We start from the raw sequence: 24,486 nt of genomic DNA, 5'->3' as shown, positions 1-24,486 counted from the left end.
GGTAAGTTAAGTTCCTATGTTTCTGCTCCGTCTTTCTAGTATAACGGTATCTCGCCATTGATTATCAAGTTGTGCAATTTTCTCCCGAGTGCCAATTATTCTAAATCCAAATTTGTCATGGAGTTTAAGGGTTGCCTTGTTTTCTGGAAAAACACTGGAATACAAAGTCCATATACCATGTTTTTCGGAAGATTGAATTAAAGCTTCCATAAGTTTGGAACCAATACCTTTGCCAAGCTCATTCGTATCAACATACACGCTTATTTCAGCAACGCCAGCATACGCTTGCCTTTTGGATATAGGAGATAAAGCACACCAACCAAGTACTGTGTTGTTTTCAATATAAACAAACCTTGAATGCTGCAGATGATTGGCATCCCATTCCTTCCATGTTGGAACCGTTATTTCAAAGGTGGCATTCATTGTATTTAAACCCATGCGATATATGTCGAGAATACGTTTGTTGTCTGCTTCGTTTAGATTTCTGATCATACCTGTAAATATCAGCTATTTTATTCCGCTAATTTTAATAAAGAAGATTCTGGTTCCACTTTATTATATTTTGTTTGATTTCCACTATCTAATCTTTGAATAATTAATTCCTTCTTGGTTAGCTTTATTATTTTAAAGAAAGGGTTATTGTCCAACAATATAATATTGTCCATTATTTTAAATTCGGTTGTGAGCTTAAGTCCAAATTTATTTTGTGTTAAAGAATTGTTTTTAAAAGTCAGAAAGAAATGAAGCTCATCTATGGCTGGATATTTTTTTTCTAAATCAATAGTTTTTTCTTCTCCACTTTCCGATATTTCGGTCATTTTTGTTAGTGTGGGTTTTGGAGGATTCTTATCCACATAATGCCATACACCTTTTATTAATTCATCCTGATTTTGTTGACAAGATAATATTAAGCTTATTGCAATTAATAATGGTAGGGTGATTTTCATATAGGTGTTCATTTATTTGTGCAATCGCCGCGCTGAATTATAGCCATTGTTACCCACAGTATTTTTATTCTTCGCTTTTCAGTCGAATTTGTGTTATTACTTCGTTTAATTCCTCGAACAGATTTGAAAATTCCGATTTTCCAGATTCGAGTTCACTAGTGTTTTTCTCAATATTATAAATTCCGTTGTCAGTCAGAAAATAAAAGTTAGTCATTCCGCTTTTTGGTAATTCGGCTTTCTCAATTCTAGTTCCTTTATTCAAATACTTTTGTCCGTTTTCTACATATTTTTTTACGATATTTTTAACGATTTCGTGTTGTCCAGATCCAATAAATCCACCACCAGAACTTAAGTAAAGGCTTGTGTCTCCTGTTGCAAAAGTTACGACTGTTGCAGTCGCTCCATTCATGTCCATTTCCGAAATTATTCCAAAAACTTCATCTTTTCCAATTCCATTCAAACCCAATTGTTCAGATGTAACTGAAAACGCCATATTTCGCATATCCGAATAAGGATTTTGTTCAGTTTGTTTTTTAGTTTTTTGTTGATAATCCGTAATATCTTTTTTGGCTTTGTTTCCGTATTTTATTGCGTAAAACAATCCTATTCCGACAACTAAAAAGAAGAGTAAGGTTTGTATCATATTCGTTTTTTTCATATTGTGGGTACCGGTTAGGCTATGGTTTCGTTGCGTGAAAATCCGCAAGGATTTTCCGCCGTAACCGAAAGATAGCAAATTGCAATGAATTCCGATTAGGAATTCTGCCGCAATGAGCTATACACGTTGTTGTAGGTAGTTTTTATTCAGGTTTTTTATCAATTCTAAAAATTTATCTTCTTTTAGTTGCGTTTTTTCTTTTCCGTAGCTTTTAAACATAATTGTTATTTCACAATTATTTTCGTTCGTTATTATAATCTTCTCGTTTTCAATTACGTCAATTTTAGTAATCAGATAATTTGGAATTCGGTTTTCCTTATTGTCTTTAAAGTTCTGATTCGTGTGGAAAATAAACCTTGTTTTTCGATGTCTATAATAATCAAATCCATAAATCAATAAATTATTTTCGGAATAGAGTATGTTCAGGTCAACATCGAGTAAAATATGTATTCTTGAAAACTTAACTTTTCCATTTGTTTTAATCCGATTAGAATATTCAGATTCTAACGATTTTAAAAATTCAGTAGTTTGTTTTTTCTTTTTACTCGAGTAGATTTTAACTGCAGTTACAACTAGAATTAAAATGAGTAAAAAAGTGTAATTCATTTTTTTCAGAGTAAGTTTCTTAAATTACCTACAACGGTTGGGCTATGCTGGGTTGCAGCTTGCCAGACCGTTTTTTGTTTTTTTGAAAGATAATAAAAGATCGGCCAAGGTATAGCTGCCAGTCTGGATTTAGACAAATGCATTATTGGTGATATAGAAATGTTAAACCCTTGTTATTGTTGGTTAAATTGACGAGTTACAAAAAAGGTGCAAGGATTTAATACAATGAAAAAAGAAAAGACCAAATTCAAATTTGGTCCTTTCTTTTTGCTCTCCTACCAGAATTTAGGTTTGAATATACAGGTTCTTCTTTTTGAATTGAACTGTATCTTCCTTGCTGGATATATTATTATCTATATCTTCTTTTAAAGCAAGAATGAAATTATCTATATTTTCCTTTTTTATACCGGGAACACAAATAAGATGGGAAATATCACCTTCAGTTGCCAGTTGAAATCGCTGAATAATCTTTCTCGACGGACTGTCAAAAACAACCGTAAGTGCGTCATTATTTCTCCAGGCATTTTGTCCTATTTTGTTTAGTTCCTTTTCTGTGTACCTAGCAAGTTTTTGAGCATTTTTAGCTCGTTCCTGCAAACCTTTTACTCCAAACTTCTCAATGAATGACCATAGAAGTAATGGAGTAAGACCGTTCCTGGACCCGGTAATTGTTGTATCCATTGTATCTACATACGACACAGAATTAGCAATTCTGTTCCTGTGTTTTCTCTTTGCGAGCACTAGTCCGCAAGGAATTGGACTTCCGATAAATTTATGTCCGGAGATGGAAATGCTATCGATATCGTTGGAAAAATCGAATTTTGGTTTCTCATCAACAAATGGGGCAAAACTTCCTAAAAATGCGGCATCACAATGGATATAATAATTTTTAATAGCAAATTTCTTAATGATCCTTTTAATCTCATCAATCTGATCTACTGCTTCGGTCATGGTAGTTCCGATATTGAGAAAAAATATGGCAGGTTTTTCCCTATGCAACATTAATACGCTTTCCAGATCTTCATAATCCATTTCACCATTTTCCTGTGACCTAATGACTACATTGGGTAACTGAAGAAGGTGCAAATTTTTCTTAACACTGTAATGCGTACTTTCACTATAATATACTGTTGCATTTTGAAAAGCTTCCCTGGCGACATATAAACCATATAGATTTCCTTCGGTACCACCGTTCGTAATATACCCCCAAACCTCTTCAGGGCTGGCCTGCAATACTCTTGAAAAAAATCGTATCACTTTTAATTCAATTTCCTTGGTATCTATGGCAAGGGTTGAGCTATTTTCAGGATCTCCAACGTTATTTATGCACAGATTTAAAAAGGGAGCAAAATTGTCATATTTAAAATCTTTAGATAGAGGATATCCCAAAAAAGTGTTGTTGCTTTCTTGAATTCTGTCGAAGTTAGATTTTATCCAGTTTTCCATAATTTATTAGTATTTATTTTCATTGCAAACTTATAGTATAAAAATAAATACTAGTTAAAAATGATAATAATAAGAAAATAAAGTACTAATTAAGGTATATTGCAGTGATTAATACTATTTTTATGTCATAAAGTACGATTGAAAAGAAAATATTATGGATGAAATAGACTTAATAATACTGAAAGAGTTGGTGATAGATTGTAAAAAACCTGTAAAACAGATAGCTGGAAAAGTAAATCTTTCGCTAACCCCTGTTCATGAACGAATTAAGCGTATGGAAAGATCTGGAATTATTCACCGGTATTCTGCAGTTATCGAACCTGATGCTTTAGATCTGAATTTGATTGTTTTTATGCAGATCAAGTTAAAGGAACATCAGAAATCAATTTTGAAGGAATTGGAAAAGGAGATAAGAAAGTTTGGCGAGGTATTAGAGGCCTATTTTACTGCTGGTGATTACGATGTTCATTTAAAAATATTACTAAGAGACATGGATGATTATAATCATTTTATTCTTGAACGTATTTCTGAATTGACTATGATCAACAGTATAAAAAGTAGCTTTGCAATTAGAAGTGTTCTAGATGACCAATCTTCAAAGCATTTATTATCACCTTTAAATTTGAGTGTGATAAGAGGTTAATAAAAAGCGAATTTTGCATAATTTTGAATACGTTTTAGAGGATTGAAATATTAATAGGCTCAATTCCTTAATGATGGGCTCTTAGTCCCTAATATCTATTTCGAATTCTATTAATAGCAAAGAGCGGGTTCTTAATCATTGCGTAGCTTTAAAAGCTATGAACTATAATAATTTACCTGCTCTTTGGTCAATCCTAAAGTTACTACCTTTTTTATTATGCAAGTCTAAAGGAACTATACACGTTGTTCTAGGTAGTTTTTTTATCATCAAGACTTTATTAATTTGAAGGTTAGCGAATTCTCAAAGGTTAAAAAATAAATGCCTGAATCAAGACTACTAATATTTAAAGACTGATTAGGATGAACTTTTGTCTTTAAAACACATTGACCAAGTGAATTGGTAATTGAAATATTTTGAGTTGACTTTAGATTTTTAAAAAAAATATTTTCAGTAACTGGGTTAGGAAATATTGTAATATCGGAATCAAGGTAAGGATCTGGAACACTCAATTCAGAGAGATTCATTTTAACAATTTGACTATCATCAGTTTGTGTGATAAATAATGTATCATTAAATAATAAAAGACCACCTGGGCCATCAATATCATTGATTACGTTGACAGCAGTTGGATTGGATTCAGAAATATCTAGTTTCGAAATTCTATCACCTGAATATTCAGAAACATAAAAATGATTTTCATAAACAATCATATCGAAATTAGGATTACTCAATCCAGTCGCATATTCAAAAGCATACCAATAGTTGGTAGATGGATCCGTGACATCTAGTCTTAAAATCATTCCATTTCCATTTGCTACTACAAAAAGATTGTTGCCTAAATGATAAAATCCATTCGTCCCACCAGTTCCATCAATTACCAATTCAGCCACTGGAAAATCCATTGTAATATCTAATCTGTAAATTGTGCCTTCGTAAAACAGAGAAAAAAATAAGTAGTTTTCAATTAATATAATTCCATTTGGTTTAATTATATTCTCATAAACCACCTCTACCACCGGATTACTCTGACTTAAGTCTATTTTAGATATTTTATTTCCATCAAATTCAGTATAATAAAGTATTGAACCTACCAAAAACATATCAGAGGGTCCACCGGCATTTTCTAAAACTGGTATTATTTCTGGATTTTCAGATGTAGGGTCAAATTTAGATATCCTGCTGGCATGTCGTTCAGAAAAATAAATATAATTATCATATTCAACCATTGTGGCGGGATTGCGCAATCCAGTCAAAACAGTTTCTAATTGCGCATTCATCGAATAATTTGGAAAGAATGCTATTAAGAAAAAAAGATGTTTAATTAAAGATTTTAAGCTATAGTTATTCATAGCTATAAACTTAATCCAAAAAAATGGTTAAACAAAATAACTGTTTATGGGTTTTGTTTGAAAACAACTTAAAAACTTATAGGGATTTATTTATAGAAAAGGGAAAGTAAAGACAAGAGTTTTTTCATACAATAAATTTAATGAATTGTAAACTTAAGATGTATAAACACAATTGCGTTTATTCCCAAAATGTTTATATCTCTAAAAGCACTCAAATTTATCACATATCAAGTGGATTATTTATTTTTGGCTTATGGTAGACAACTTTCATAACGAATTCTTTGGTATTGGTATTCAAAATGGTAAAACCCCAGAAAATTTAGGTGTACTGTGGCGTTCAGCTCAAAACCTTGGAGCCAGTTTTATTTTTACTATTGGAAATCGGTATGCCAAACAAGCCTGTGATACCCACAATGCGGTTAAGGCCATGCCGTATTTTCATTATGAGACTTTTGATGATTTCTACAGTCATTTACCCAAAGGCGCCATGCTGGTAGGAGTTGAGTTGAGTGATCATGCACTGTCTTTAGAGACTTTTCATCATCCTAGACGTTGCGTATATCTTCTCGGTGCAGAAGATCATGGCTTGTCTAAACAGGCTATAGAAAAATCTCATCATTTAGTAAAATTTAATTCAGAATTGAGTTTAAATGTATCGGTTGCTGGAAGTATTGTCATGTATGATAGGGGAATAAACAAACCAAGGTCGTAACTTTGTAAAAATTTTAAAATGCACAAAGCTGGTTTTGTAAATATTATTGGGAATCCCAATGTTGGTAAGTCAACCTTAATGAATGCTTTTGTTGGTGAAAAACTTTCCATCATTACGTCAAAAGCTCAAACCACAAGACACCGCATTCTTGGTATTGTCAATGGTGAGGATTTTCAAGTGATTTTGTCGGACACACCAGGTATTATCAAACCGGCTTATGAGTTGCAAGAATCCATGATGGATTTTGTGAAATCGGCTTTTGACGATGCTGATGTGTTGATCTATATGGTTGAAATAGGCGAAAAAGAATTGAAGGATGAAGCCTTTTTTAAAAAAATAACCCATTCCAAAATTCCTGTTTTACTCTTACTCAACAAGATTGACACCTCCAATCAGGAACAATTAGAAACACAAGTAGCCTTATGGTCTGAAAAAGTACCCAATGCTGAAATATTTGCTATTTCTGCATTAGAAGGATTTCAGGTTCAGGATGTATTCAATCGTATTATTGAACTATTGCCAGAGTCACCACCATTTTATCCAAAAGATCAATTAACCGATAAACCGGAGCGTTTTTTTGTTAATGAAACTATTCGCGAGAAAATATTATTGCATTACAAGAAAGAAATACCCTATGCCGTTGAAATAGACACGGAAGAATTTTTTGAAGAAGATAATATTATTAGAATGCGATCGGTTATCATGGTTGAACGAGATACGCAAAAAGGGATTATTATTGGACATAAGGGAAGTGCCTTAAAGCGCGTTGGTGTTGAAGCCAGAAAAGATTTGGAAAAGTTCTTCGGAAAGCAGGTGCATTTGGAGTTATACGTTAAAGTGAATAAAAATTGGCGCAGCAACCAACAGCAGCTGAAACGTTTTGGTTACAATCAGTAGTAATATCTAAACATTCCTTTATTTTTAAGTAACGCTAACTTTACAATAGGAGATTACATTTGGATGAATTTAAATAATCATCCAATGAAAAAATTAATTAATCTATCCATTTTAACGTTTTTATTAACCATAGTTTCTTGTTCCAATTTAGAGGATAACGTGGTTGAAACCAATCAAGAAAATCAATTCCGTTCGTCAACTGTCAATTTTCAACATAAGGCTACCGTTTATGTTGGTGGTGAGGGTGCTTCAGAGATTTCAGCATTTGATTCCAAAAACAAAAAGCTTTTTGTAGTCAATGTGGCATCCACCCAAATTTCTGTTTACAACCTAACAGACCTTGATAATATTGTAGAAGAGCCGGCTATTGCTTTGCCATCTGGAGCGCCAAATAGTGTGGCTGTTCATAACGGTAAATTGGCTGTTGCTGTTGAAGCAGACACCAAGCAAAACCCTGGTTCAGTATTATTATTTGATACAGATTCTAGCGCTTTAATTGCGTCTTATACAGTTGGAGCCTTACCAGATATGGTTACCTTTTCACCAAACGGACAATTTATTGTGTCAGCTAATGAAGGTGAACCAAATGATGAGTATACCGTGGATCCAGATGGTACAATAAGTATAATTGAAGTTGTTTCTGGTAACGTGACGACTTTAGGCTTCGATGCATTTGCAGCACAACAAGAAAATTTAGAAGCTAACGGTTTCCGAGTATTTGGTCCGAATGCCTCTTTTACTCAAGATATTGAGCCAGAATACGTGGCTATTTCCGATAACTCAAATTATGCCTGGGTGACCTTACAAGAGAATAATGGTGTGGCGAAAGTTAATTTACTTACCAAAACCATTGAAGCTATTTATCCATTAGGATTTAAAGATTTTAATATGCCAGAAAATGCTATAGATGTCAGCGACCGAGATGATGCCAAAGTATTAGCAAGTTGGCCAGTTTATGGTGTTTATATGCCTGATGCCATTGAATACATAAAAGTCAATGGAACAGATTACATTATCACTGCCAATGAGGGTGATTCGCGAGATTATGATGGTTTTGGTGAGGAAGCGCGTATTAAAGATGATAATATCGTATTAGATCCTGTAGCATTTCCAGATGCTGAATTTTTGAAAGAAGATGAAAATTTAGGACGTTTAAAGATTACCACCACGTTAGGTGATTCCGATAACGATGGCGATTACGACAAACTTTACAGTTATGGTGGACGATCATTTACGGTTTGGAATGGTAACGGTCAAATGGTTTATGATAGTGCCAATGATATTTCACAACAAACATTGAACTTGACACCAGATATGTTTAATGATGATGATGGAAGAAGTGATGATAAGGGTGCGGAACCAGAAGCTGTTGAGGTGTTGAAGGTCAAGGGTAATAAATATGTATTATTTGTTGGTTTAGAAAGAACCGATCAAGTTTTGGTTTATGATATCACGAATCCAACGGCTCCAGAGTTTATGACAATCTTATCGACACCTGGCGATGAAGCTCCGGAAGGATTGTTGGCAGTTCCGTCAAAAGATAGCCCAAATGGTAAAGATTTGTTGATTGTTTCCAATGAAGATAGTGGTACCGTCACGATTTATGAAAACAGAAATTAGCCTGATAAGTTTATATTTTTAAGATAGTAAGAAGGGAAAGTTCAACTGTATTTAGTTGGACTTTTCTTCTATAATGCTATTCATAAAATCATACAGGTCGTGCATTTCTTCCTTACTGGAATCTTTACCTATGCGACCAGCAAAATAGAGTACAAACCATAACACAACTAATAAAAACATCACACCTAATTGAACACTGTAGGAGTTGTCTAATGACCAATTGGAGTAAGCCCAGATGGCAAAAGCAATAAATAAACCAGCTACTAAAAAGTGTAAAAACATAAACATGGTCCAAACGGTTGGATTTGGGCCGAAAACCCCATAAAGGATAGATGTTTTTTCACCGTCTTCATTAATTTCCAAATGCAATTGCGGAGACCAAAACTGTTGTTTGTCTTTGGGGAGTTTTAAAAAGACATGGTCGTCAATAACCGAGACAATAAATTTATTTTGGGTAGTTTTAGCCAGTTTAAACTGTTCTAAATAAAATATGTTCCTTTTATTTAATAACTTTTTAAATCGTGGTCTTAATACAATGTCTTGTTTGTTAATGGACATTTTTATTGGACTTAATTTTGATATCGACTAGAGTAACCTTTTTTGTTGTCACTAAAATATAACGAAATCATAAGGTTATCATTATATTTGCAGCAAATTTAACAAGCAATGGGCAATATTGTAGCCATAGTAGGAAGGCCAAATGTGGGCAAATCAACTTTTTTTAACCGCTTAATTCAACGACGCGAAGCTATTGTTGATGCTGTAAGTGGTGTGACAAGAGACCGTCATTATGGGAAAAGTGATTGGAATGGGAGAGAGTTTTCCTTAATAGATACAGGAGGCTATGTCAAGGGGAGTGATGATATTTTTGAGGCTGAAATTGATAAACAGGTTGAAATAGCCATTGAAGAAGCCGATGCTATAATATTTATGGTTGATGTTGAAACTGGCGTTACTGGAATGGATGAAGATGTAGCCAGACTACTGCGAAAAGTCAAAAAACCCGTGTTTTTAGCTGTTAATAAAGTAGATAATGCCAAACGCGCTGAAGATGCTGTTGAATTTTATTCATTGGGATTAGGTGATTATTTTACAATTGCCAGTATAAATGGTAGTGGTACAGGTGATCTTTTGGATGCACTAGTTGCTGCGTTACCAGAAAAAGAAGAAACTAATGAAGGGGAATTGCCGCGATTTGCAGTTGTTGGAAGACCCAATGCTGGAAAATCATCATTCATTAATGCGTTAATAGGTGAAGACCGTTATATTGTTACCGACATAGCTGGAACAACACGTGATGCCATAGATACCAAATACAATCGGTTTGGATTTGAATTTAATTTAGTTGATACAGCAGGAATCAGAAAAAAATCCAAAGTCAAGGAAGATTTAGAATTCTATTCCGTGATGCGCAGTGTTCGTGCCATTGAGCATTGCGATGTTTGTTTGTTGGTTTTGGATGCAACCAGAGGTTTTGATGGTCAGGTGCAAAACATTTTTTGGCTGGCAGAACGCAACCGAAAGGGTATCGTGATTTTGGTGAACAAATGGGATTTGGTTGAAAAGGACAATAAAACCATTAAAGAATTTGAAAAATATATAAAATCCCAAATTGAACCTTTTACTGATGTGCCAATTGTTTTCATTTCAGTTTTAAATAAGCAACGTATTTTTAAAGCTATTGAGACGGCTGTTGAGGTTTATAATAACCGAACCAAAAAGATAAAGACTAGTAAGCTCAATGAAATTTTATTACCAATCATTGAAAGCTATCCACCACCTGCCTACAAAGGGAAGTTCGTGAAAATTAAGTATATCATGCAACTGCCAACACCACAGCCGCAGTTTGCGTTTTTCTGTAATTTACCGCAATATGTTCGTGATCCTTACAAGAGATTTTTGGAAAACAAACTTCGGGAACATTTTGACTTTCATGGTGTTCCGGTGAGTGTCTACATGCGTAAAAAATAACAGAACTTTATCTTTTTTTTAAGAAAATTCATACGAAATTCGAGTTACTTTCGTTTTTTGAAAAAATCTAATCATCCATCAATCAAAAAACATGAAGTATCTATTTCTTGTAATCACTTTTTTTTGCCTTACTTTTTCGTTTTCGCAATCTGAAGATTTTAAAATAATTGGAAGTATAAAATCAATTGACGAAAACTTGCCTTTGGAATCAGCAACGGTTCATGTAGAGCGAGTTAAGGATAGCACTGTAATCACTTACACCATTACGAATAAAGATGGAAGATTTGAATTGGAAGATAAATCCAATGACACATCTGTTAACCTATTTATATCCTATGTGGGTTATAAAACCTATTTCAAAAAAGTTGATTTAAAAAGTGAGGTTATTGATTTGGGTGAAATTGAAATGGAAGTTTCCAATGCCTTGGATGAAGTAGTCATTAAATCGGCTGCACCAATAACCATTAAAAAAGACACATTGGAATTTAATGTAAAGTCATTTAAAACCAAGAAAACGCAACCGTTGAGGATTTGCTCAAACAATTGCCTGGTGTAGAGGTGGATGATGAGGGTAAAATTCGGGTTAATGGTAAAGAAGTCAACAAGATATTGGTGAATGGGAAGCCCTTTTTTGGAGACGATCCAACGATCACCACAAAAAACCTTACCAAGGATATCATTGAAAAAATACAGGTAGTTGATACTAAAACTAAATCGGAAGCCTTTACAGGTGAAACGGTTGATGGTGAGAATAAAACCATTAATCTAACCATAAAAGAAGAAAACAATAAAGGTGTTTTTGGTCGTGTTGCTGCAGGAGGTGGTACGGATGAGCGATATGAAATGGCGGGCATGCTAAACTATTTTGATAACGACCAACGAATCAGTGTATTGGCTGGAGGGAATAATATTAATTCGCCTGGTTTTAGTTTTGGTGAGATAAGAAAAATGTTCGGAGGCGGCTATAGTATGTCTATGTCCAGCAACGGATCGTTTACCATAGATGGACGTTCGTTTGGAGGCGGTGAAGGTATTGTAAAATCTCAAAATGTAGGTGCTAATTACGCTGATGAGTTAAGTGAAACAACCGATATTTCAGCTGATTATTTTTACTCTGGCAGTAGTTCTGAAAATAAGACCGCTACTCAAAGGGAAAATATATTACCTGATTCCAGATATTACACAAATTCTCTATCGAGTAGTTATAATGATAGTGATAGTCATAGCGCCAATGTAGGATTTGATATTGAAGTAGATTCTACATTCCTGATAAATGTTGATCCATCCTTCAGATATTCCAATAGTAAAAATACCTATGGCCGATTTGAAGAATCTTTAAACGATGAAAGAATATTGACCAATGAATCCAATACCAATTCATTTGTTGAAAATAACGCCAAAAATTTTACAAATAGAATTAGTACCACAAAACGTTTTGGAGATAAAGGTGCATTTGTTAGAGTCAATTTAACCAATGAGATATCCTCACGAACCTCCGATGATTATTTAACTTCCCAAACGAATGTTTATGGTGAAGATCCTAATGATTCCACTAATACGGACTATGTATTGATAGATCAGGTAATTCGGGATCAGTTTACGGATGGTGAGGGAAATGTCAATAATTTTAATTCAGAAATCAGATACCGTTTGCCCATAATCAAGAAGGAGTTTTTTATAAACTTTGATTATGAATATAATCGTGACAAAAGCACCAATAGAAGAAGTACTTTCGATAACGATGGAAGTGGTAATTATACTACTTTTAATACGGATTTAAGTACGGATTTTGAGTACTTAAATGAAAGTATGGCTCCTGGAATCAGTTTGAGCTATCGAAAGGAAAAATGGTCAGCAAGGGCAGGCTTTGATTATATCTTTAGAACGCTGGAAAATATCGATTTGTTAAGGCCGCAATTAAATATTAAACGTCGTTTTGAGGCCATAGAATCATGGGCCAGCTTTAACTATCGCTTTAATCCCAAAGCGTCTTTATGGACAAGTTACCGTTTAAATAATAATCCGCCGCAACTGGAACAGTTACAGCCATTTGCTAATGTAACAGACCCTTTGAATACCGTAATAGGTAATCCTGATTTGGAACCGACGAATAGTCATTGGGTAAGTTTGGGTGTTAACGCCTTTGATTGGCAAAAACGCACTGGATTTTATAGTTATTTTAGTGCCAATTTTATTAATAATCAAGTGGTTTCAAAAACGACTATCGATGAAAATTTTGTAAGAGAAACCACCTATGCTAATGTTGATGGTAATTACCGCATAAATGGTAATTTAAGTTACAGTAAGGATGTCAAAGTCGATAGTTTAAGGACCGTTAAATTTGAATTCGGGGCTTTTGGAAACTTAAACAAAAACATCAATTTTAATAATGATGTACAATATGCAAGTCATGTCCAGTCAATATCTCCAAGTGCTGGGTTGACTTTTACATGGAAAGACATACTTGAAATCAGACCAAGATATCGCATAACTTTTACCAAGAATCAATACGATATAGACGATTTTGAAGATAGGGAATTTGCGTATCATGATTTGAATATCAAAACAGCCTTATTTCTGCCTAAAAAGTTTGAATGGCGTAATGATATTCAATACAATTACAACCCGAATATTGGTGCTGGTTTTCAGAAAAGTGCCTGGTTTTGGAATTCCACATTAGCCTATTCCGTTTTGAAAGATAACGGCACCGTTACCTTAAAAGTTTATGATTTATTGAATCAAAATACTAATGCCCGAAGAACGGCTACACAAAATTATATTCAGGATTCACAGAGTACGGTATTGGAACAATATTTTATGTTAAGTTTTAGCTGGAAATTTAATAGCCTCGGTAAAAAAGGAGAAACAGGTGGAGATGATGTGTTCTTTTTTGATTAAAAATTTTAGGCTACCAGCCGCCAGAAGCACCACCGCCTCCAAAGCCGCCGCCTCCGAAACCACCACCGAAGCCACCTCCACCAAAGCCACCACTGGAACCACCGCCAAACAAACCACCTCCAGAGCTGCGCCCATAACCACCGCGTCCCATGTTGCTTAAAATAATGGCATCTAATATACTCATACCGTCGTGTTTTCTGCCACCAGAACCACCATTGTTACCACCTCTTCGATTTTTGGATATGGCTATCAGTATAATTATGAAAACAATAAACAAAAAGAAGAATAGACCAATTGGGAAATCATTAGAAGAAGATTGCCTTGTACCCTGATATTCCCCGGTCATGACCTCAAAAATGGCATCGACACCACGATTCAAACCGCCAGGGTAATCATTATTTTTAAAATAAGGTATAATATCTCGTTCAATAATCCGCTTCGACATAGCATCAGTTAATAGATGCTCAACACCATAACCCGTATTAATAGCAATTTTACGGTCATCTTTAGCTAATAAAATTAGTACGCCATTGTCTTCTTTTTCTTGACCAATGCCCCACTTTTGACCCCATTGGGCACCGAGATAGTTGATGTTCTCACCATCAGTTGAAGAAATTATGGCTATCACTATTTGGGTAGAGGTGGTGTCAGAATATCTGATTAATTTTTCCTCAAGTCTATTTCTTTCTGATGATGGAAGTAAATTGATGTAATCATAGACGCTGGTTTGTTTAGTTGGTTTTTCAGGTATTTTAAATTGAGCAAAAGAGTTGCCGTTACCAATCAGTAAAAAACTGATTAGGATGACAACTTTGAAAAATATGTTACATGTTTTTATCAACCTTTTGAAATAGTATTTGGAAGTTCGTTGGTATCTCCATGTTCCCATGGGAAATAGGTTTCCAGTTCTTTACCAGCCTTTAAAACACCATCAATAAGCCCTTGCTTAAAATTCCCGTTTTTAAACTGCGCCAACATCGAGTCTCGGGTTTTATCCCAAAAATCGCCAGTAACCACATCATTAATGCCTTGATCACCATAAATAACAAAGGTTTTGTCTTCGACAGCTACATAAATCAACACCCCATTTTGTTGCTTGGTATTATCCATTTTTAGCATGTGAAAAACCTCTTTGGCGCGTTCAAATACATCAAGATTAGTCGATTTTTCTAAATGAATGCGTATTTCACCCGATGTATTTTTTTCGGCTGTTCGAATAGCTTCAATGATTTCTTGTTCCTCTTCTGCAGTTAGAAAATCTTCAATTTTGGACATAATAGTTAATCAAAATCAAAATTGACATCAGGTGCATTTTCGCTACCGGGATCGGCTTTATATCGTGGCATGTCATCAAAACCGAACATACCGGCTAACAACGTACCTGGGAATTTGGAAATATGTTTGTCATAAACATTCACGCTCTCGTTATAGCGATCTCTGGCCACATTTATACGGTTTTCTGTTCCTTCTAATTGGGTTTGAAGTTCCAAAAAGTTTTGATTGGCTTTGATGTCCGGATAGCGTTCAACAGATACTAATAATTTAGACAGTGCACCACTTAATCCTGTTTGTGCCTGTTGGAATTGCGCCATATTTTCAGCAGTTAAATTACTGGCATCAATGGTCGTGGAGGTTGCTTTGGCACGTGCTTCAATAACTTCTCGTAATGTGGTACGTTCGAAATCGGCAGCACCTTGAACCGTTTTAACTAAATTGCCTATTAGATCGTTTCTTCGTTGATACGAACTTTCTACATCTGCCCATGCTGTTTTAGCATCAGCTTGATATTCTACTGCGGTATTGTTAAATCCTACTGCCCATGAATAAAGTGCAAAAGCAATAACGGCAATAATGATTACAGGAATAAGCCATTTTTTCATAATGTCTAAATTTTAATGTTAGTGTTAAATAGTGTTCTATCTATTTGTTGTAAAAACAAATTTTTTGTTACAGTTGCTCTTTAATTTTAATGAGCTGGGCTTTGACATCTTCTAACTTGCTAATAATATCGAAGGTGCTTAATGTTTTTTGCTTTTCTTCTTTTAAATGGATTTTGGCACCTTCTAAAGTAAAGCCACGCTCTTTAACTAAATGATAAATAAGCTTTAAATTTTTAATATCATCTGGTGTGAATTTTCGATTGCCCTTGGCATTTTTTTTAGGCTTGAGAACATCAAATTCCTTTTCCCAAAATCGAATCAATGAAGTGTTGACGTCAAATGCCTTGGCAACTTCGCCAATTCCATAATAACGTTTTTCAGGTAGTTCAATATGCATTAGTCTAATGATTGGTTTTCTAAAGTCGCTTTTTCCAGTAGCTCATTAAATTCTTGAGGCGATAAACTGCCATAGTAGAAATTAATTGGGTTGATGCGCTGATCATCCTTGAAAATCTCATAATGTAAATGCGGTGCCTCTGAACGTCCAGTATTACCCACAAATCCTATTAAATCACCACGTCTGACTTTTTGGTTTTTCCGAACATTATATTTGTATAAATGGGCATAAAGGCTCACGTAACCATAACCATGGTCTATTCGTATGTGTTTCCCATATCCAGCCGAATTACTGTCTGCTCGAGTAACCACACCATCTCCGGAAGCATATACTGGTGTGCCTCTTGGTGCTGTAAAGTCCATTCCCCAATGCATTTTTCGCACTTTGGTAAATGGATCGTTTCGCATACCGTAACCAGAAGCCATTCTAGTCAAGTCTTCATTTCTAACGGGTTGAATGGCGGGAATGGCAGCTAGTAATTTTTCCTTTTCTTCAGCAAGTTTGGCTATTTCGTCAAGAGATTTTGATTGTACAACGATTTGTTTTTGAAGAATATCCAAGCGTTTACTACTCTCTATAATTAGTTTTGAATTGTCAAAACCCTCAAGATATTTGTAGCGGTTTACCCCTCCAAAACCGGCTTTGCGTTGCTCATCTGGTATGGGATTGGCTTCAAAATAAAGACGGTAGATATTATTATCTCTATTGGCAATGTCTTCCAAAACCAATTGGGCCTCGTCCATCTTCCTATTCAATAATTCATACTGCAACTGCATATTGGCCAATTCACGCTTTAAAGCTTTTTCTTTAGGTGATTCCAAATATTGGCTTGTAATGAATACCGTAAGAAAGCCAAACAAAGCGGATCCCAATAGAAATACAGATATATATTTAAGAGTACGACCCTTTCTTTTCTCAATTTTGCGGTAAGAAAGCGTTTCGGAATCGTAATAATATTTTACCTTACTCATTGGCTAAATTTACTATTTTTGCAGTTAATTATAAGGAATAATTAGTTTTTCTAATACGTAAACTAACAAATATAAAAATAGTTTAGCACATTACTGAATTTTAACATAAGCCTGAAACACAAATTCATATATGAAATCCCAAGATATACGTTCTAAATTTTTGAAGTTTTTTGAAGACAAGCAACATGCCATCGTACCATCAGCGCCTATGGTGTTAAAGGATGATCCAACTTTGATGTTTGTTAACTCTGGGATGGCGCCTTTTAAAGAGTATTTTTTGGGAAATGCCGAGCCTAAAAGCAAGCGCATTGCTGATACGCAAAAATGTTTGCGTGTTTCTGGTAAGCATAATGATTTAGAAGAAGTTGGCTATGATACTTACCATCATACCTTGTTTGAGATGTTGGGTAACTGGAGTTTTGGTGATTACTTTAAAAAAGATGCTATTGCTTGGGCTTGGGAGTTGTTGACAGAAGTATACACAATTGATAAAAATATTTTGTATGTAACTGTTTTTGAGGGAGACAAGGGTGACGATTTACCTATGGACCAAGAGGCTTATGATTTTTGGAAGGAACACATTTCCGAAGATAGAATCCTGATGGGTAATAAAAAGGATAACTTCTGGGAAATGGGTGATCAAGGACCATGCGGACCCTGTAGTGAGATACACGTGGATATTCGCTCTGATGAAGAAAAATCGAAAGTTTCTGGAAAGGATTTAGTCAACATGGATCATCCACAAGTAGTTGAAATTTGGAATTTGGTTTTTATGCAATACAATCGAAAGGCCAATGGATCACTTGAAAGCTTACCAAGTAAGCACATAGATACAGGGATGGGCTTTGAACGTTTGTGTATGGTGCTTCAAGGTGCGAAAAGTAATTATGATACCGATGTTTTTACACCTATCATTCGAGAAATTGAAACTATTGCTGGAAAGAATTATGGTAAAAACGAGAAGGTAGATGTGGCTATTCGTGTGATTTCTGACCATGTGCGTGCCGTAGCATTTTCTATAGCAGATGGACAATTACCTAGTAATACTGGTGCTGGTTATGTGATTCGTAGAATTTTACGTCGTGCCATTCGTTACAGTTTTACTTTTTTAGATCAAAAAGACCCATTTATTTACCGATTAGTTGATGTATTGAGCAAGAAGATGGGAGAGGCCTTTCCAGAGTTAAAAAAGGAGAAACATTTGATTGAAAATGTGATTAAAGAAGAGGAAGCTTCATTTTTACGAACACTGGATCAGGGTCTGGTGTTGTTGGATGGTATTGTTTCTAACACAAAAGGGGATACTGTTTCCGGAGAGCGAGCTTTTGAATTATATGACACCTATGGCTTTCCAATAGACTTGACCGCTTTGATCCTTTCTGAAAAGGGATTGAAATTGGATGAACAAGGTTTTCAGGAACAATTGGAGAAACAGAAAAACCGTTCTCGCGCGGCCAGTGAAATGAGTACGGAGGACTGGACGGTTTTAATTGATGATGCCGAACAGGAGTTTATTGGGTATGATAGTCTTGAAGCTAATGTCAAAATCACAAGATATCGCAAGGTGACGTCAAAAAAGGATGGCGATATGTACCAGTTAGTCTTTAACTTAACGCCATTTTATGCCGAAGGTGGTGGGCAAGTTGGTGACAAAGGATATTTGGAAGACATCAATGGTGATGTGGTCTATGTTTTGGATACTAAAAAGGAAAATAACGTCATTATTCATTTTGTCAAAAATCTTCCAGAGCATTTAAATGAAATCCATAAAGCAGTTGTGGATGCCAATCAACGTTATCGTACAGAGTGTAACCACACAGCAACTCATTTGTTGCATCAAGCATTACGTGATATTTTAGGAACACATGTGGAACAAAAAGGAAGTGCGGTACATGCCAAATACTTACGATTTGATTTTTCTCACTTCTCTAAAGTAACTACAGAGGAATTACAAGAAGTTGAAAACTTTGTCAATGCTAGAATAGCCGGAAAATTGCCATTACAAGAACAGCGAAACGTGCCTATGGAACAAGCCATTTCTGAAGGTGCTATGGCACTATTTGGCGAAAAATATGGCGATGCGGTACGTACGGTAAGATTTGGGCAGTCTATAGAACTGTGTGGAGGTACCCATGTTAATAATACAGGTGATATTTGGTATTTTAAAATTGTTTCAGAAAGTGCTGTGGCTGCTGGAATAAGAAGAATTGAGGCCATCACTAATGACGCCATGAAAGATTATTTTGAAGAAGGCTACCAAGTTTTATCAGAAATTAAAAGCCTGTTGAATAACGCCAAAGAACCTGTAAAAGCACTTCAAAACTTACAAGACGAGAACAATAATTTAAAAAAGCAAATTGAACAGCTTTTAAAAGACAAGGCCAAAAACATTAAAGGCGAGTTGAAAAATGAAATTTCCGATGTAAACGGGATTCAATTTTTAGCCAAACAAATTGATTTAGATGCAGCAGGCATTAAGGATTTATGTTTTGAGTTAGGAAGTCAATATGATAACCTGTTTTTACTTTTTGGGGCTGAAAATGATGGGAAAGCTTTGTTGTCCTGCTATATTTCAAAAGAATTGGTAGCTGAAAAAGGCTTAAATGCTGGACAAATAGTCAGGGAGTTAGGAAAGCATATTCAAGGTGGAGGTGGTGGACAGCCATTTTTTGCTACTGCTGGTGGTAAAAATCCTAGTGGTATACATGAAGCTTTAGAGGCTGTGAAAAACTATATAGCATAAAATTGTCTTTCTGAAGACTTTTCAGAATCTCATATTATGAAACTACAAACCCAAATACCGTTGCAATCAGAGCCACATAATCAAATAGATTATCACTCTAAACTAGCGTTATTGGGATCTTGTTTTGCCGAAAATATTGGGGGGAAGTTCAACTACTATAAATTTCAACATCTTCAAAACCCGTTCGGAATTTTATTCCATCCGTTGGCCATTGAACAATTAATTACCAATGCTATCAATGAAAAAGAATATCAAGAGCAGGATATTTTTTTTCATAATGAACAATGGCATTGTTTTGATACGCATTCTAAATTGAGTGATGCCTCAAAAGCAAGTTTTTTAAATACTCTAAATAATCAAATTTTACTTACTTCAAGTTTCATAAAATCGTGTTCCCATGTCATAATTACATTGGGTACAGCTTGGGTTTATAGACATATTGAATCGGATTCTTTAGTGGCAAACTGTCATAAAGTGCCACAAAAACAGTTTGAAAAAGAACTATTGACGGTAGATCAGATAACAGAGTCGTTGGAGGCTATTAGGGTTATGTTAAAAAGTGTCAATCCGAAAGTTTCGATTATTTTTACGATTTCGCCAGTGCGGCATTTAAAAGATGGTTTTGTGGCTAATTCACAAAGTAAAGCACATTTAATATCTGCCATTCATAATGTGGTGGAACCTAGAAATCAAAGTTATTATTTCCCCTCTTATGAAATCATGATGGATGAACTCCGCGAGTATCGATTCTATAAGAATGATATGATACATCCCAATAACTTGGCCATAGAATATATTTGGAAGAAGTTTCAAAATGTATGGATTTCAAACAAAACCGATGCAACACTTAAGGATATAGAGGCTATTCAAAGAGGATTAGATCATAAACCATTTAATCCGAATTCTGAATCGTACCAAGTGTTTCTCAAAGATCTAAAAGCAAAGCAACAAAAGGTACAAGAGGTATATTCTCATATCATGTTTTAGAAAAATACGTAATTCATCGTATTGTTTTCACTTTCATTTTATCTCATTTTTGAACCATTATTAACAATAAATATTATCAACAATGAGAATTTTAAAACAATTTATGTTACTGGTTATAGTAACGTCTATGGTATCCCTTACTTGATGTAAAAGCAATGATGATGGAGGTGATCCAGGTAGTGTGGGAGCAGCTTCAGGTACAATTTCTGCTAAAATTAACGGAGATCAATTTACCTCTCTTCAAATAACTTCAATTGCAAACATGGCTTCTGGTGGAGGTCAGACTACTTTGGTTTTACAAGGTAATACCCAGTCGCAAGCAATTAATATCGTTATCAATGGTTATGAAGGTGTTGGTAGCTATGAAATTTCAGATGACAATGTATTTATTATTGCCTCTTACATTGAGCCTAATATTAGTAATCCATCAGAAACTCAAACGTGGTCGGCACCATATCAGGATTCAGGGATTATAGGAGAAATCAATATTTCTGAACAAACGGATTCTAAAGTTAAGGGAACCTTTAATTTTGATTGCAAAAATAGTAATGATGATACTGTAAAGAGTGTCACCAACGGTTCGTTTAACTTGAATTTTCAATAAGCAAAACGATATTTTGTCATAAGAACATTAAAATCTTAACAGATAAAAGATGAATCTTGTTGTTGAGATTTGTTGATTGGGCGTGATGACAAGAGAGTTATTACGCTTAATCTTTTTTAAAAGCCGTTTATCGAAAATTTAATTTTGAAACCACTTTTAGTTGTAAATTTATTATGCTATTAATCAATATATAAAGAAACATCAATTTAATAGATCGGGTAAAAGCGATTTAAGATTGGTGTTTTTTTTGTTTATTCCTTTGTGAAAATTGTTTTACAAATTTGATTTAATGGTTAATTAACTTTTAAATAACATCGTTATTATAGTTATAGCATACTTTTGAAGTGCTATTAATCAAGGAGGACTTAAGCATTGGTAAGACTTCAACGTCGAAGTTTCCAATGCTTTGTTTTTTTATGTATTTTAGGGTATGAGAAAAATATTGTTGGGTGTTATCATAACACTCATTACCTTATTGATAGTCAAGAACTGTAACGATAAAGAAAGCGATCAAGTCATATTGAAAGAAAGCTCATCACTGATTCAGGAACAGATCAATAATGTCAGTAAGCTAATCGTTACCGAAGGTCATTTTAGTGAGGTGTTTAATTATAAAAACTCCAAAGAGATTTTTGGGGAATATTTTACTTCAGAAAAAAAAGCATTGGTTGTTGTTAATGCTGATGTTTATATGGCTTATGATTTGAGCAAGATTGCTTTTAAAATTGATGAAGCTACTAAAACATTAACCATTCTTGATATTCCTAAAGAAGAAATTAAAATAAGTCCAGACTTGGAGTATTATGATATTCAGGCCGATTTTTTTAACCCGTTTGAGGCTGATGATTACAATAACATCAAAGAAACTGTCAAGGCATCTTTATTAAAAAAACTAGAGCAGTCAGAATTAAAACAGAATGCTAAAAACAGATTGATTAGTGAATTGTCCAAGTTCTATATATTGACGAATTCATTGGGTTGGACATTAAAGTATCATGAAACACCAATATCACTTCCAGAAGATTTTCAAGGGTTAAAACTATAATTTTCGCTTAAGGCTCACCCAACCGCCACCATTAGTAGCCTCAATATTGTGTAGATTCAAAAATTTCGCAGCTTTGGCCGAACGCACGCCACTGGCACAACATACTATAAAGGGCTTTTCTAAAGATTTAAGTTCGTCAACATGGTTTTGTAATTCATTAAGAGGAATATGTCTGGCACCTTCAATATGGCCATGGTCCCATTCCCGTTGCGTTCTCACATCAAGAATTTCAGCACCGTTTTCCATATAAAATTGTACCTGCCTCTTTTTAGCTCCAAACAAAAAATCTAAAAATCCCATAATCCTCCTTTTTACTTAAATTTACAATAAAATATTAGAATATAAAATTGAGGCAAGAAACAAGAAGAGAAGAAATCATCAACACGGCGGCTAAACTTTTTAAAGAAAAAGGCTATAGTGCTGTTACTATGAGAGATTTAGCTGCAGAAATGGGTATCAAAGCAGCGAGTCTTTACAATCATATTAGTTCTAAACAGGAAATTTTAAAGGAGATCATTATTTCTTTAGCTGAAGATTTCACAGAAGGCATGCAAAAGATTAAACAAGCGAATATTTCCAATATTGACAAATTGGAAAAGGTTGTCCAGTTACATGTTGATATTACTGCTAATAATACCTATGGTATGGCATCATTGAATAATGATTGGATGCATTTAGAAGAAAAAAGAGATTACTATCTCGCTTTGCGCGCGGCTTACGAAAATGACTTTAGAAATGTTTTGATTGACGGTGTCAATAAAGGAGAAATTGTAGATCTTAATATTGAAGTCATGTTATTTTCGGTTCTATCAACCTTACGTTCATTGTATCTTTGGATACCTAAAAAAGAAGATTTAGATACCCAATTACTTTCGTCTCAATTGAGTAAGGTCTTGATAAACGGAATTAACATCTAAATTGAAAATTATTTTGTAAATTTGTCAAGCAAACTAACAAGTGTTAGTTTAATGGTTTTTTTAATTTGTATGGCAGACTTTCATAAAATAAAAATTAAAGATATTTACAAAGAGACTAAAGATACTTCGGTAGTAACTTTTGATATCCCGGAAGATTTAAAAGAGACTTTTAAATACGCACAAGGTCAGCATTTAACTTTGAGAACGCTTATAGATGGTGAAGATTTAAGACGATCCTACTCCTTATGTTCAAGCCCTATGGAGGATGAGTGGAAAGTAGCTGTTAAACAAATTCCAGGTGGTAAATTCTCTTCCTATGTTAATACTACCCTTAAAAAAGGTGATGTACTGGATATTATGGAGCCAAGTGGAGCGTTTGGAGTAAAAACCAATGCCGCAAATGCTAAAAATTATTTGTTTTTTGCAGCTGGCAGTGGTATAACACCAATTATGTCTATGATTAAGACACATTTGGCAGCTGAACCTAATTCTACATGTAAGTTGTTTTATGTAAATAAAACAGCAAAATCCATTATCTTTAAGGAAGAACTGGAGCAATTACGAAACACTTACTTTGGCCGATTGGAAATCTATTATTTTCTGACGAAAGAAAGACGTGATATAGAACTTTTCAATGGTCGTTTTGATGATGAAAAAATGAAAGTTCTTACGAGAACATTTATTGATATTCCAGACACTAGCGAAGTGTTTTTATGCGGTCCGGAAGATATGGTCAATTACGTGAGTAATTATTTAGCCAATGCTGGTTTGCCAAAAGAGTTAATTCACTTTGAGTTATTTGTTAAAGGGCTGACTGAAGAAGACATAAAAAGAGCTGAACGCCTCTCGCAACAAAATGTTGAAGGTACTCAAGTAACCATAATTGATGGCGGTAAAGAGTTTTTATTTACCATGACCAAAGAATACGATAATATTTTAGATGCTGCATTAGGTGCAGGGGCCGATTTGCCTTTTGCTTGTAAAGGAGGGGTATGCAGCACTTGTAAATGCCAAGTGAAGGAAGGGGCAGTAGAAATGAAAATTAATTATGCCCTAGAAGAAAAAGAAGTGGCTCAAAATTATGTATTGAGTTGCCAAGCGGTACCAACGTCAGATAAAGTTGTCGTTGATTTCGATGTTTAAATAAAAAGACTTGTCATTCCGCACGGACATTGAGGTGCTCGAAATGTGATGC

Annotated in this window: 26 protein-coding genes; 13 read left to right on the top strand and 13 right to left on the bottom strand. The window is 34.7% G+C overall.

Annotated elements, in window-relative coordinates; all coding sequences use genetic code 11:
- Positions 1 to 6: 6 nt before the first annotated feature.
- The 5 genes from ACKXGU_RS05430 to ACKXGU_RS05410 all read right to left on the bottom strand — a co-directional run bounded on the left by ACKXGU_RS05430 (position 7) and on the right by ACKXGU_RS05410 (position 3,657).
- On the bottom strand, positions 7 to 492 hold the full coding sequence (locus tag ACKXGU_RS05430) for an N-acetyltransferase family protein (RefSeq protein WP_463467039.1): 486 nt from the start codon (positions 490 to 492) through the stop codon (positions 7 to 9).
- 20 nt (positions 493 to 512) lie between these two features.
- Entirely contained in the window at positions 513 to 947 is a 435-nt protein-coding gene (locus tag ACKXGU_RS05425) for a hypothetical protein (RefSeq protein WP_463467038.1), read from the bottom strand.
- A gap of 64 nt (positions 948 to 1,011) precedes the next feature.
- Positions 1,012 to 1,605 carry a hypothetical protein gene (locus ACKXGU_RS05420; protein WP_463467037.1) on the bottom strand — a complete coding sequence of 198 codons (594 nt, stop codon included), beginning with the start codon at positions 1,603 to 1,605 and terminating at the stop codon, positions 1,012 to 1,014.
- A 117-nt stretch (positions 1,606 to 1,722) separates the two neighbouring features.
- On the bottom strand, positions 1,723 to 2,211 hold the full coding sequence (locus ACKXGU_RS05415) for a hypothetical protein (RefSeq protein WP_463467036.1): 489 nt from the start codon (positions 2,209 to 2,211) through the stop codon (positions 1,723 to 1,725).
- 285 nt (positions 2,212 to 2,496) lie between these two features.
- Positions 2,497 to 3,657, bottom strand: coding sequence for a histidine decarboxylase (locus ACKXGU_RS05410; RefSeq protein WP_463467035.1), 1,161 nt, complete (start codon positions 3,655 to 3,657; stop codon positions 2,497 to 2,499).
- Between the two features lie 154 nt (positions 3,658 to 3,811).
- Here ACKXGU_RS05410 and ACKXGU_RS05405 point away from each other — a divergent pair, with 154 nt between their 5' ends.
- On the top strand, positions 3,812 to 4,300 hold the full coding sequence (locus tag ACKXGU_RS05405; protein ID WP_463467034.1) for an Lrp/AsnC family transcriptional regulator: 489 nt from the start codon (positions 3,812 to 3,814) through the stop codon (positions 4,298 to 4,300).
- 266 nt (positions 4,301 to 4,566) lie between these two features.
- Here the strand turns inward: ACKXGU_RS05405 and ACKXGU_RS05400 are convergent, their stop codons facing one another.
- Entirely contained in the window at positions 4,567 to 5,577 is a 1,011-nt protein-coding gene (locus ACKXGU_RS05400) for a T9SS type A sorting domain-containing protein (protein WP_463467033.1), read from the bottom strand.
- Positions 5,578 to 5,902: 325 nt separating this feature from the next.
- Between ACKXGU_RS05400 and ACKXGU_RS05395 the strand changes: the two genes are divergently transcribed.
- From ACKXGU_RS05395 to ACKXGU_RS05385, 3 genes are all read left to right on the top strand, one after another.
- A complete protein-coding gene (locus ACKXGU_RS05395; protein WP_463467032.1) occupies positions 5,903 to 6,361 on the top strand; it encodes an RNA methyltransferase in 459 nt (152 codons plus the stop codon).
- Positions 6,362 to 6,379: 18 nt separating this feature from the next.
- Positions 6,380 to 7,258 carry a GTPase Era gene (era, locus tag ACKXGU_RS05390; protein ID WP_463467031.1) on the top strand — a complete coding sequence of 293 codons (879 nt, stop codon included), beginning with the start codon at positions 6,380 to 6,382 and terminating at the stop codon, positions 7,256 to 7,258.
- 84 nt (positions 7,259 to 7,342) lie between these two features.
- On the top strand, positions 7,343 to 8,878 hold the full coding sequence (locus ACKXGU_RS05385; protein ID WP_463467030.1) for a choice-of-anchor I family protein: 1,536 nt from the start codon (positions 7,343 to 7,345) through the stop codon (positions 8,876 to 8,878).
- A 51-nt stretch (positions 8,879 to 8,929) separates the two neighbouring features.
- On the opposite strand, the gene ACKXGU_RS05380 is transcribed toward ACKXGU_RS05385, so the two are convergent.
- Complete coding sequence (locus ACKXGU_RS05380) at positions 8,930 to 9,436, bottom strand: GTP-binding protein (RefSeq protein ID WP_103051553.1); 507 nt, start codon at positions 9,434 to 9,436, stop codon at positions 8,930 to 8,932.
- Positions 9,437 to 9,544: 108 nt separating this feature from the next.
- On the opposite strand from ACKXGU_RS05380, the gene der reads away from it, so the two are divergent.
- The 3 genes from der (at position 9,545) to ACKXGU_RS05365 (ending at position 13,747) form a co-directional block, all read left to right on the top strand.
- Positions 9,545 to 10,849 (top strand): ribosome biogenesis GTPase Der, encoded by a 1,305-nt coding sequence (gene der / locus ACKXGU_RS05375; protein WP_463467029.1) that lies wholly within the window; start codon positions 9,545 to 9,547, stop codon positions 10,847 to 10,849.
- 91 nt (positions 10,850 to 10,940) lie between these two features.
- Positions 10,941 to 11,405, top strand: coding sequence for a carboxypeptidase-like regulatory domain-containing protein (locus ACKXGU_RS05370; RefSeq protein ID WP_463467028.1), 465 nt, complete (start codon positions 10,941 to 10,943; stop codon positions 11,403 to 11,405).
- Positions 11,381 to 13,747 (top strand): outer membrane beta-barrel protein, encoded by a 2,367-nt coding sequence (locus ACKXGU_RS05365; protein WP_463467027.1) that lies wholly within the window; start codon positions 11,381 to 11,383, stop codon positions 13,745 to 13,747. Before ACKXGU_RS05370 ends, ACKXGU_RS05365 begins: the two co-directional genes overlap by 25 nt.
- A 10-nt stretch (positions 13,748 to 13,757) precedes the next feature.
- Here ACKXGU_RS05365 and ACKXGU_RS05360 read toward each other — a convergent pair whose 3' ends face one another.
- From ACKXGU_RS05360 to ACKXGU_RS05340, 5 genes are all read right to left on the bottom strand, one after another.
- Positions 13,758 to 14,636 carry a TPM domain-containing protein gene (locus tag ACKXGU_RS05360; protein WP_463467026.1) on the bottom strand — a complete coding sequence of 293 codons (879 nt, stop codon included), beginning with the start codon at positions 14,634 to 14,636 and terminating at the stop codon, positions 13,758 to 13,760.
- Positions 14,585 to 15,022 (bottom strand): TPM domain-containing protein, encoded by a 438-nt coding sequence (locus ACKXGU_RS05355; RefSeq protein WP_463467025.1) that lies wholly within the window; start codon positions 15,020 to 15,022, stop codon positions 14,585 to 14,587. The genes ACKXGU_RS05360 and ACKXGU_RS05355 overlap by 52 nt, the downstream gene beginning before the upstream one ends.
- Before the next feature lie 5 nt (positions 15,023 to 15,027).
- Entirely contained in the window at positions 15,028 to 15,627 is a 600-nt protein-coding gene (locus ACKXGU_RS05350) for a LemA family protein (RefSeq protein ID WP_463467024.1), read from the bottom strand.
- A 67-nt stretch (positions 15,628 to 15,694) separates the two neighbouring features.
- Complete coding sequence (locus tag ACKXGU_RS05345) at positions 15,695 to 16,024, bottom strand: MerR family transcriptional regulator (RefSeq protein ID WP_463467023.1); 330 nt, start codon at positions 16,022 to 16,024, stop codon at positions 15,695 to 15,697.
- Positions 16,024 to 16,995, bottom strand: coding sequence for a M23 family metallopeptidase (locus tag ACKXGU_RS05340; protein ID WP_463467022.1), 972 nt, complete (start codon positions 16,993 to 16,995; stop codon positions 16,024 to 16,026). Before ACKXGU_RS05340 ends, ACKXGU_RS05345 begins: the two co-directional genes overlap by 1 nt.
- A gap of 130 nt (positions 16,996 to 17,125) precedes the next feature.
- Between ACKXGU_RS05340 and alaS the strand changes: the two genes are divergently transcribed.
- The 4 genes from alaS to ACKXGU_RS05320 all read left to right on the top strand — a co-directional run bounded on the left by alaS (position 17,126) and on the right by ACKXGU_RS05320 (position 22,374).
- A complete protein-coding gene (gene alaS, locus ACKXGU_RS05335; RefSeq protein WP_463467021.1) occupies positions 17,126 to 19,738 on the top strand; it encodes an alanine--tRNA ligase in 2,613 nt (870 codons plus the stop codon).
- Between the two features lie 36 nt (positions 19,739 to 19,774).
- Positions 19,775 to 20,725 carry a GSCFA domain-containing protein gene (locus ACKXGU_RS05330; protein ID WP_463467020.1) on the top strand — a complete coding sequence of 317 codons (951 nt, stop codon included), beginning with the start codon at positions 19,775 to 19,777 and terminating at the stop codon, positions 20,723 to 20,725.
- Positions 20,726 to 20,906: 181 nt separating this feature from the next.
- A complete protein-coding gene (locus ACKXGU_RS05325; protein WP_463467019.1) occupies positions 20,907 to 21,329 on the top strand; it encodes a DUF6252 domain-containing protein in 423 nt (140 codons plus the stop codon).
- A 430-nt stretch (positions 21,330 to 21,759) separates the two neighbouring features.
- Complete coding sequence (locus ACKXGU_RS05320) at positions 21,760 to 22,374, top strand: DUF4230 domain-containing protein (protein WP_463467018.1); 615 nt, start codon at positions 21,760 to 21,762, stop codon at positions 22,372 to 22,374.
- Here ACKXGU_RS05320 and ACKXGU_RS05315 read toward each other — a convergent pair.
- Positions 22,369 to 22,674 (bottom strand): rhodanese-like domain-containing protein, encoded by a 306-nt coding sequence (locus ACKXGU_RS05315; RefSeq protein ID WP_463467017.1) that lies wholly within the window; start codon positions 22,672 to 22,674, stop codon positions 22,369 to 22,371. The two genes, ACKXGU_RS05320 and ACKXGU_RS05315, sit on opposite strands and share 6 nt — an antisense overlap.
- A 47-nt stretch (positions 22,675 to 22,721) precedes the next feature.
- Here ACKXGU_RS05315 and ACKXGU_RS05310 point away from each other — a divergent pair, with 47 nt between their 5' ends.
- Both ACKXGU_RS05310 and ACKXGU_RS05305 read left to right on the top strand, forming a co-directional pair.
- On the top strand, positions 22,722 to 23,291 hold the full coding sequence (locus ACKXGU_RS05310; protein ID WP_463467016.1) for a TetR/AcrR family transcriptional regulator: 570 nt from the start codon (positions 22,722 to 22,724) through the stop codon (positions 23,289 to 23,291).
- Between the two features lie 69 nt (positions 23,292 to 23,360).
- Positions 23,361 to 24,434 carry a 2Fe-2S iron-sulfur cluster-binding protein gene (locus ACKXGU_RS05305; RefSeq protein WP_463467015.1) on the top strand — a complete coding sequence of 358 codons (1,074 nt, stop codon included), beginning with the start codon at positions 23,361 to 23,363 and terminating at the stop codon, positions 24,432 to 24,434.
- Positions 24,435 to 24,486: the final 52 nt, after the last annotated feature.

It is taken from the genome of Hanstruepera sp. CR43, from assembly GCF_055227665.1.
This window is presented reverse-complemented; position numbering and strand designations above follow the sequence as displayed.

Excerpts from the sequence above, each read along its gene's own strand:
- ACKXGU_RS05315 (WP_463467017.1), bottom strand. The coding sequence starts at position 22,674 with ATGGGATTTTTAGATTTTTTGTTTGGAGCTAAAAAGAGGCAGGTACAA.
- ACKXGU_RS05305 (WP_463467015.1), top strand. The coding sequence starts at position 23,361 with ATGGCAGACTTTCATAAAATAAAAATTAAAGATATTTACAAAGAGACT.
- ACKXGU_RS05410 (WP_463467035.1), bottom strand. The coding sequence starts at position 3,657 with ATGGAAAACTGGATAAAATCTAACTTCGACAGAATTCAAGAAAGCAAC.
- ACKXGU_RS05395 (WP_463467032.1), top strand. The coding sequence starts at position 5,903 with ATGGTAGACAACTTTCATAACGAATTCTTTGGTATTGGTATTCAAAAT.
- ACKXGU_RS05320 (WP_463467018.1), top strand. The coding sequence starts at position 21,760 with ATGAGAAAAATATTGTTGGGTGTTATCATAACACTCATTACCTTATTG.
- ACKXGU_RS05425 (WP_463467038.1), bottom strand. The coding sequence starts at position 947 with ATGAAAATCACCCTACCATTATTAATTGCAATAAGCTTAATATTATCT.
- ACKXGU_RS05415 (WP_463467036.1), bottom strand. The coding sequence starts at position 2,211 with ATGAATTACACTTTTTTACTCATTTTAATTCTAGTTGTAACTGCAGTT.
- ACKXGU_RS05330 (WP_463467020.1), top strand. The coding sequence starts at position 19,775 with ATGAAACTACAAACCCAAATACCGTTGCAATCAGAGCCACATAATCAA.
- ACKXGU_RS05345 (WP_463467023.1), bottom strand. The coding sequence starts at position 16,024 with ATGCATATTGAACTACCTGAAAAACGTTATTATGGAATTGGCGAAGTT.
- ACKXGU_RS05360 (WP_463467026.1), bottom strand. The coding sequence starts at position 14,636 with ATGGGAACATGGAGATACCAACGAACTTCCAAATACTATTTCAAAAGG.
- ACKXGU_RS05380 (WP_103051553.1), bottom strand. The coding sequence starts at position 9,436 with ATGTCCATTAACAAACAAGACATTGTATTAAGACCACGATTTAAAAAG.
- ACKXGU_RS05420 (WP_463467037.1), bottom strand. The coding sequence starts at position 1,605 with ATGAAAAAAACGAATATGATACAAACCTTACTCTTCTTTTTAGTTGTC.
- alaS (WP_463467021.1), top strand. The coding sequence starts at position 17,126 with ATGAAATCCCAAGATATACGTTCTAAATTTTTGAAGTTTTTTGAAGAC.
- era (WP_463467031.1), top strand. The coding sequence starts at position 6,380 with ATGCACAAAGCTGGTTTTGTAAATATTATTGGGAATCCCAATGTTGGT.
- ACKXGU_RS05430 (WP_463467039.1), bottom strand. The coding sequence starts at position 492 with ATGATCAGAAATCTAAACGAAGCAGACAACAAACGTATTCTCGACATA.
- ACKXGU_RS05350 (WP_463467024.1), bottom strand. The coding sequence starts at position 15,627 with ATGAAAAAATGGCTTATTCCTGTAATCATTATTGCCGTTATTGCTTTT.
- ACKXGU_RS05370 (WP_463467028.1), top strand. The coding sequence starts at position 10,941 with ATGAAGTATCTATTTCTTGTAATCACTTTTTTTTGCCTTACTTTTTCG.
- ACKXGU_RS05405 (WP_463467034.1), top strand. The coding sequence starts at position 3,812 with ATGGATGAAATAGACTTAATAATACTGAAAGAGTTGGTGATAGATTGT.
- der (WP_463467029.1), top strand. The coding sequence starts at position 9,545 with ATGGGCAATATTGTAGCCATAGTAGGAAGGCCAAATGTGGGCAAATCA.
- ACKXGU_RS05400 (WP_463467033.1), bottom strand. The coding sequence starts at position 5,577 with ATGAATGCGCAATTAGAAACTGTTTTGACTGGATTGCGCAATCCCGCC.
- ACKXGU_RS05385 (WP_463467030.1), top strand. The coding sequence starts at position 7,343 with ATGAAAAAATTAATTAATCTATCCATTTTAACGTTTTTATTAACCATA.
- ACKXGU_RS05355 (WP_463467025.1), bottom strand. The coding sequence starts at position 15,022 with ATGTCCAAAATTGAAGATTTTCTAACTGCAGAAGAGGAACAAGAAATC.
- ACKXGU_RS05340 (WP_463467022.1), bottom strand. The coding sequence starts at position 16,995 with ATGAGTAAGGTAAAATATTATTACGATTCCGAAACGCTTTCTTACCGC.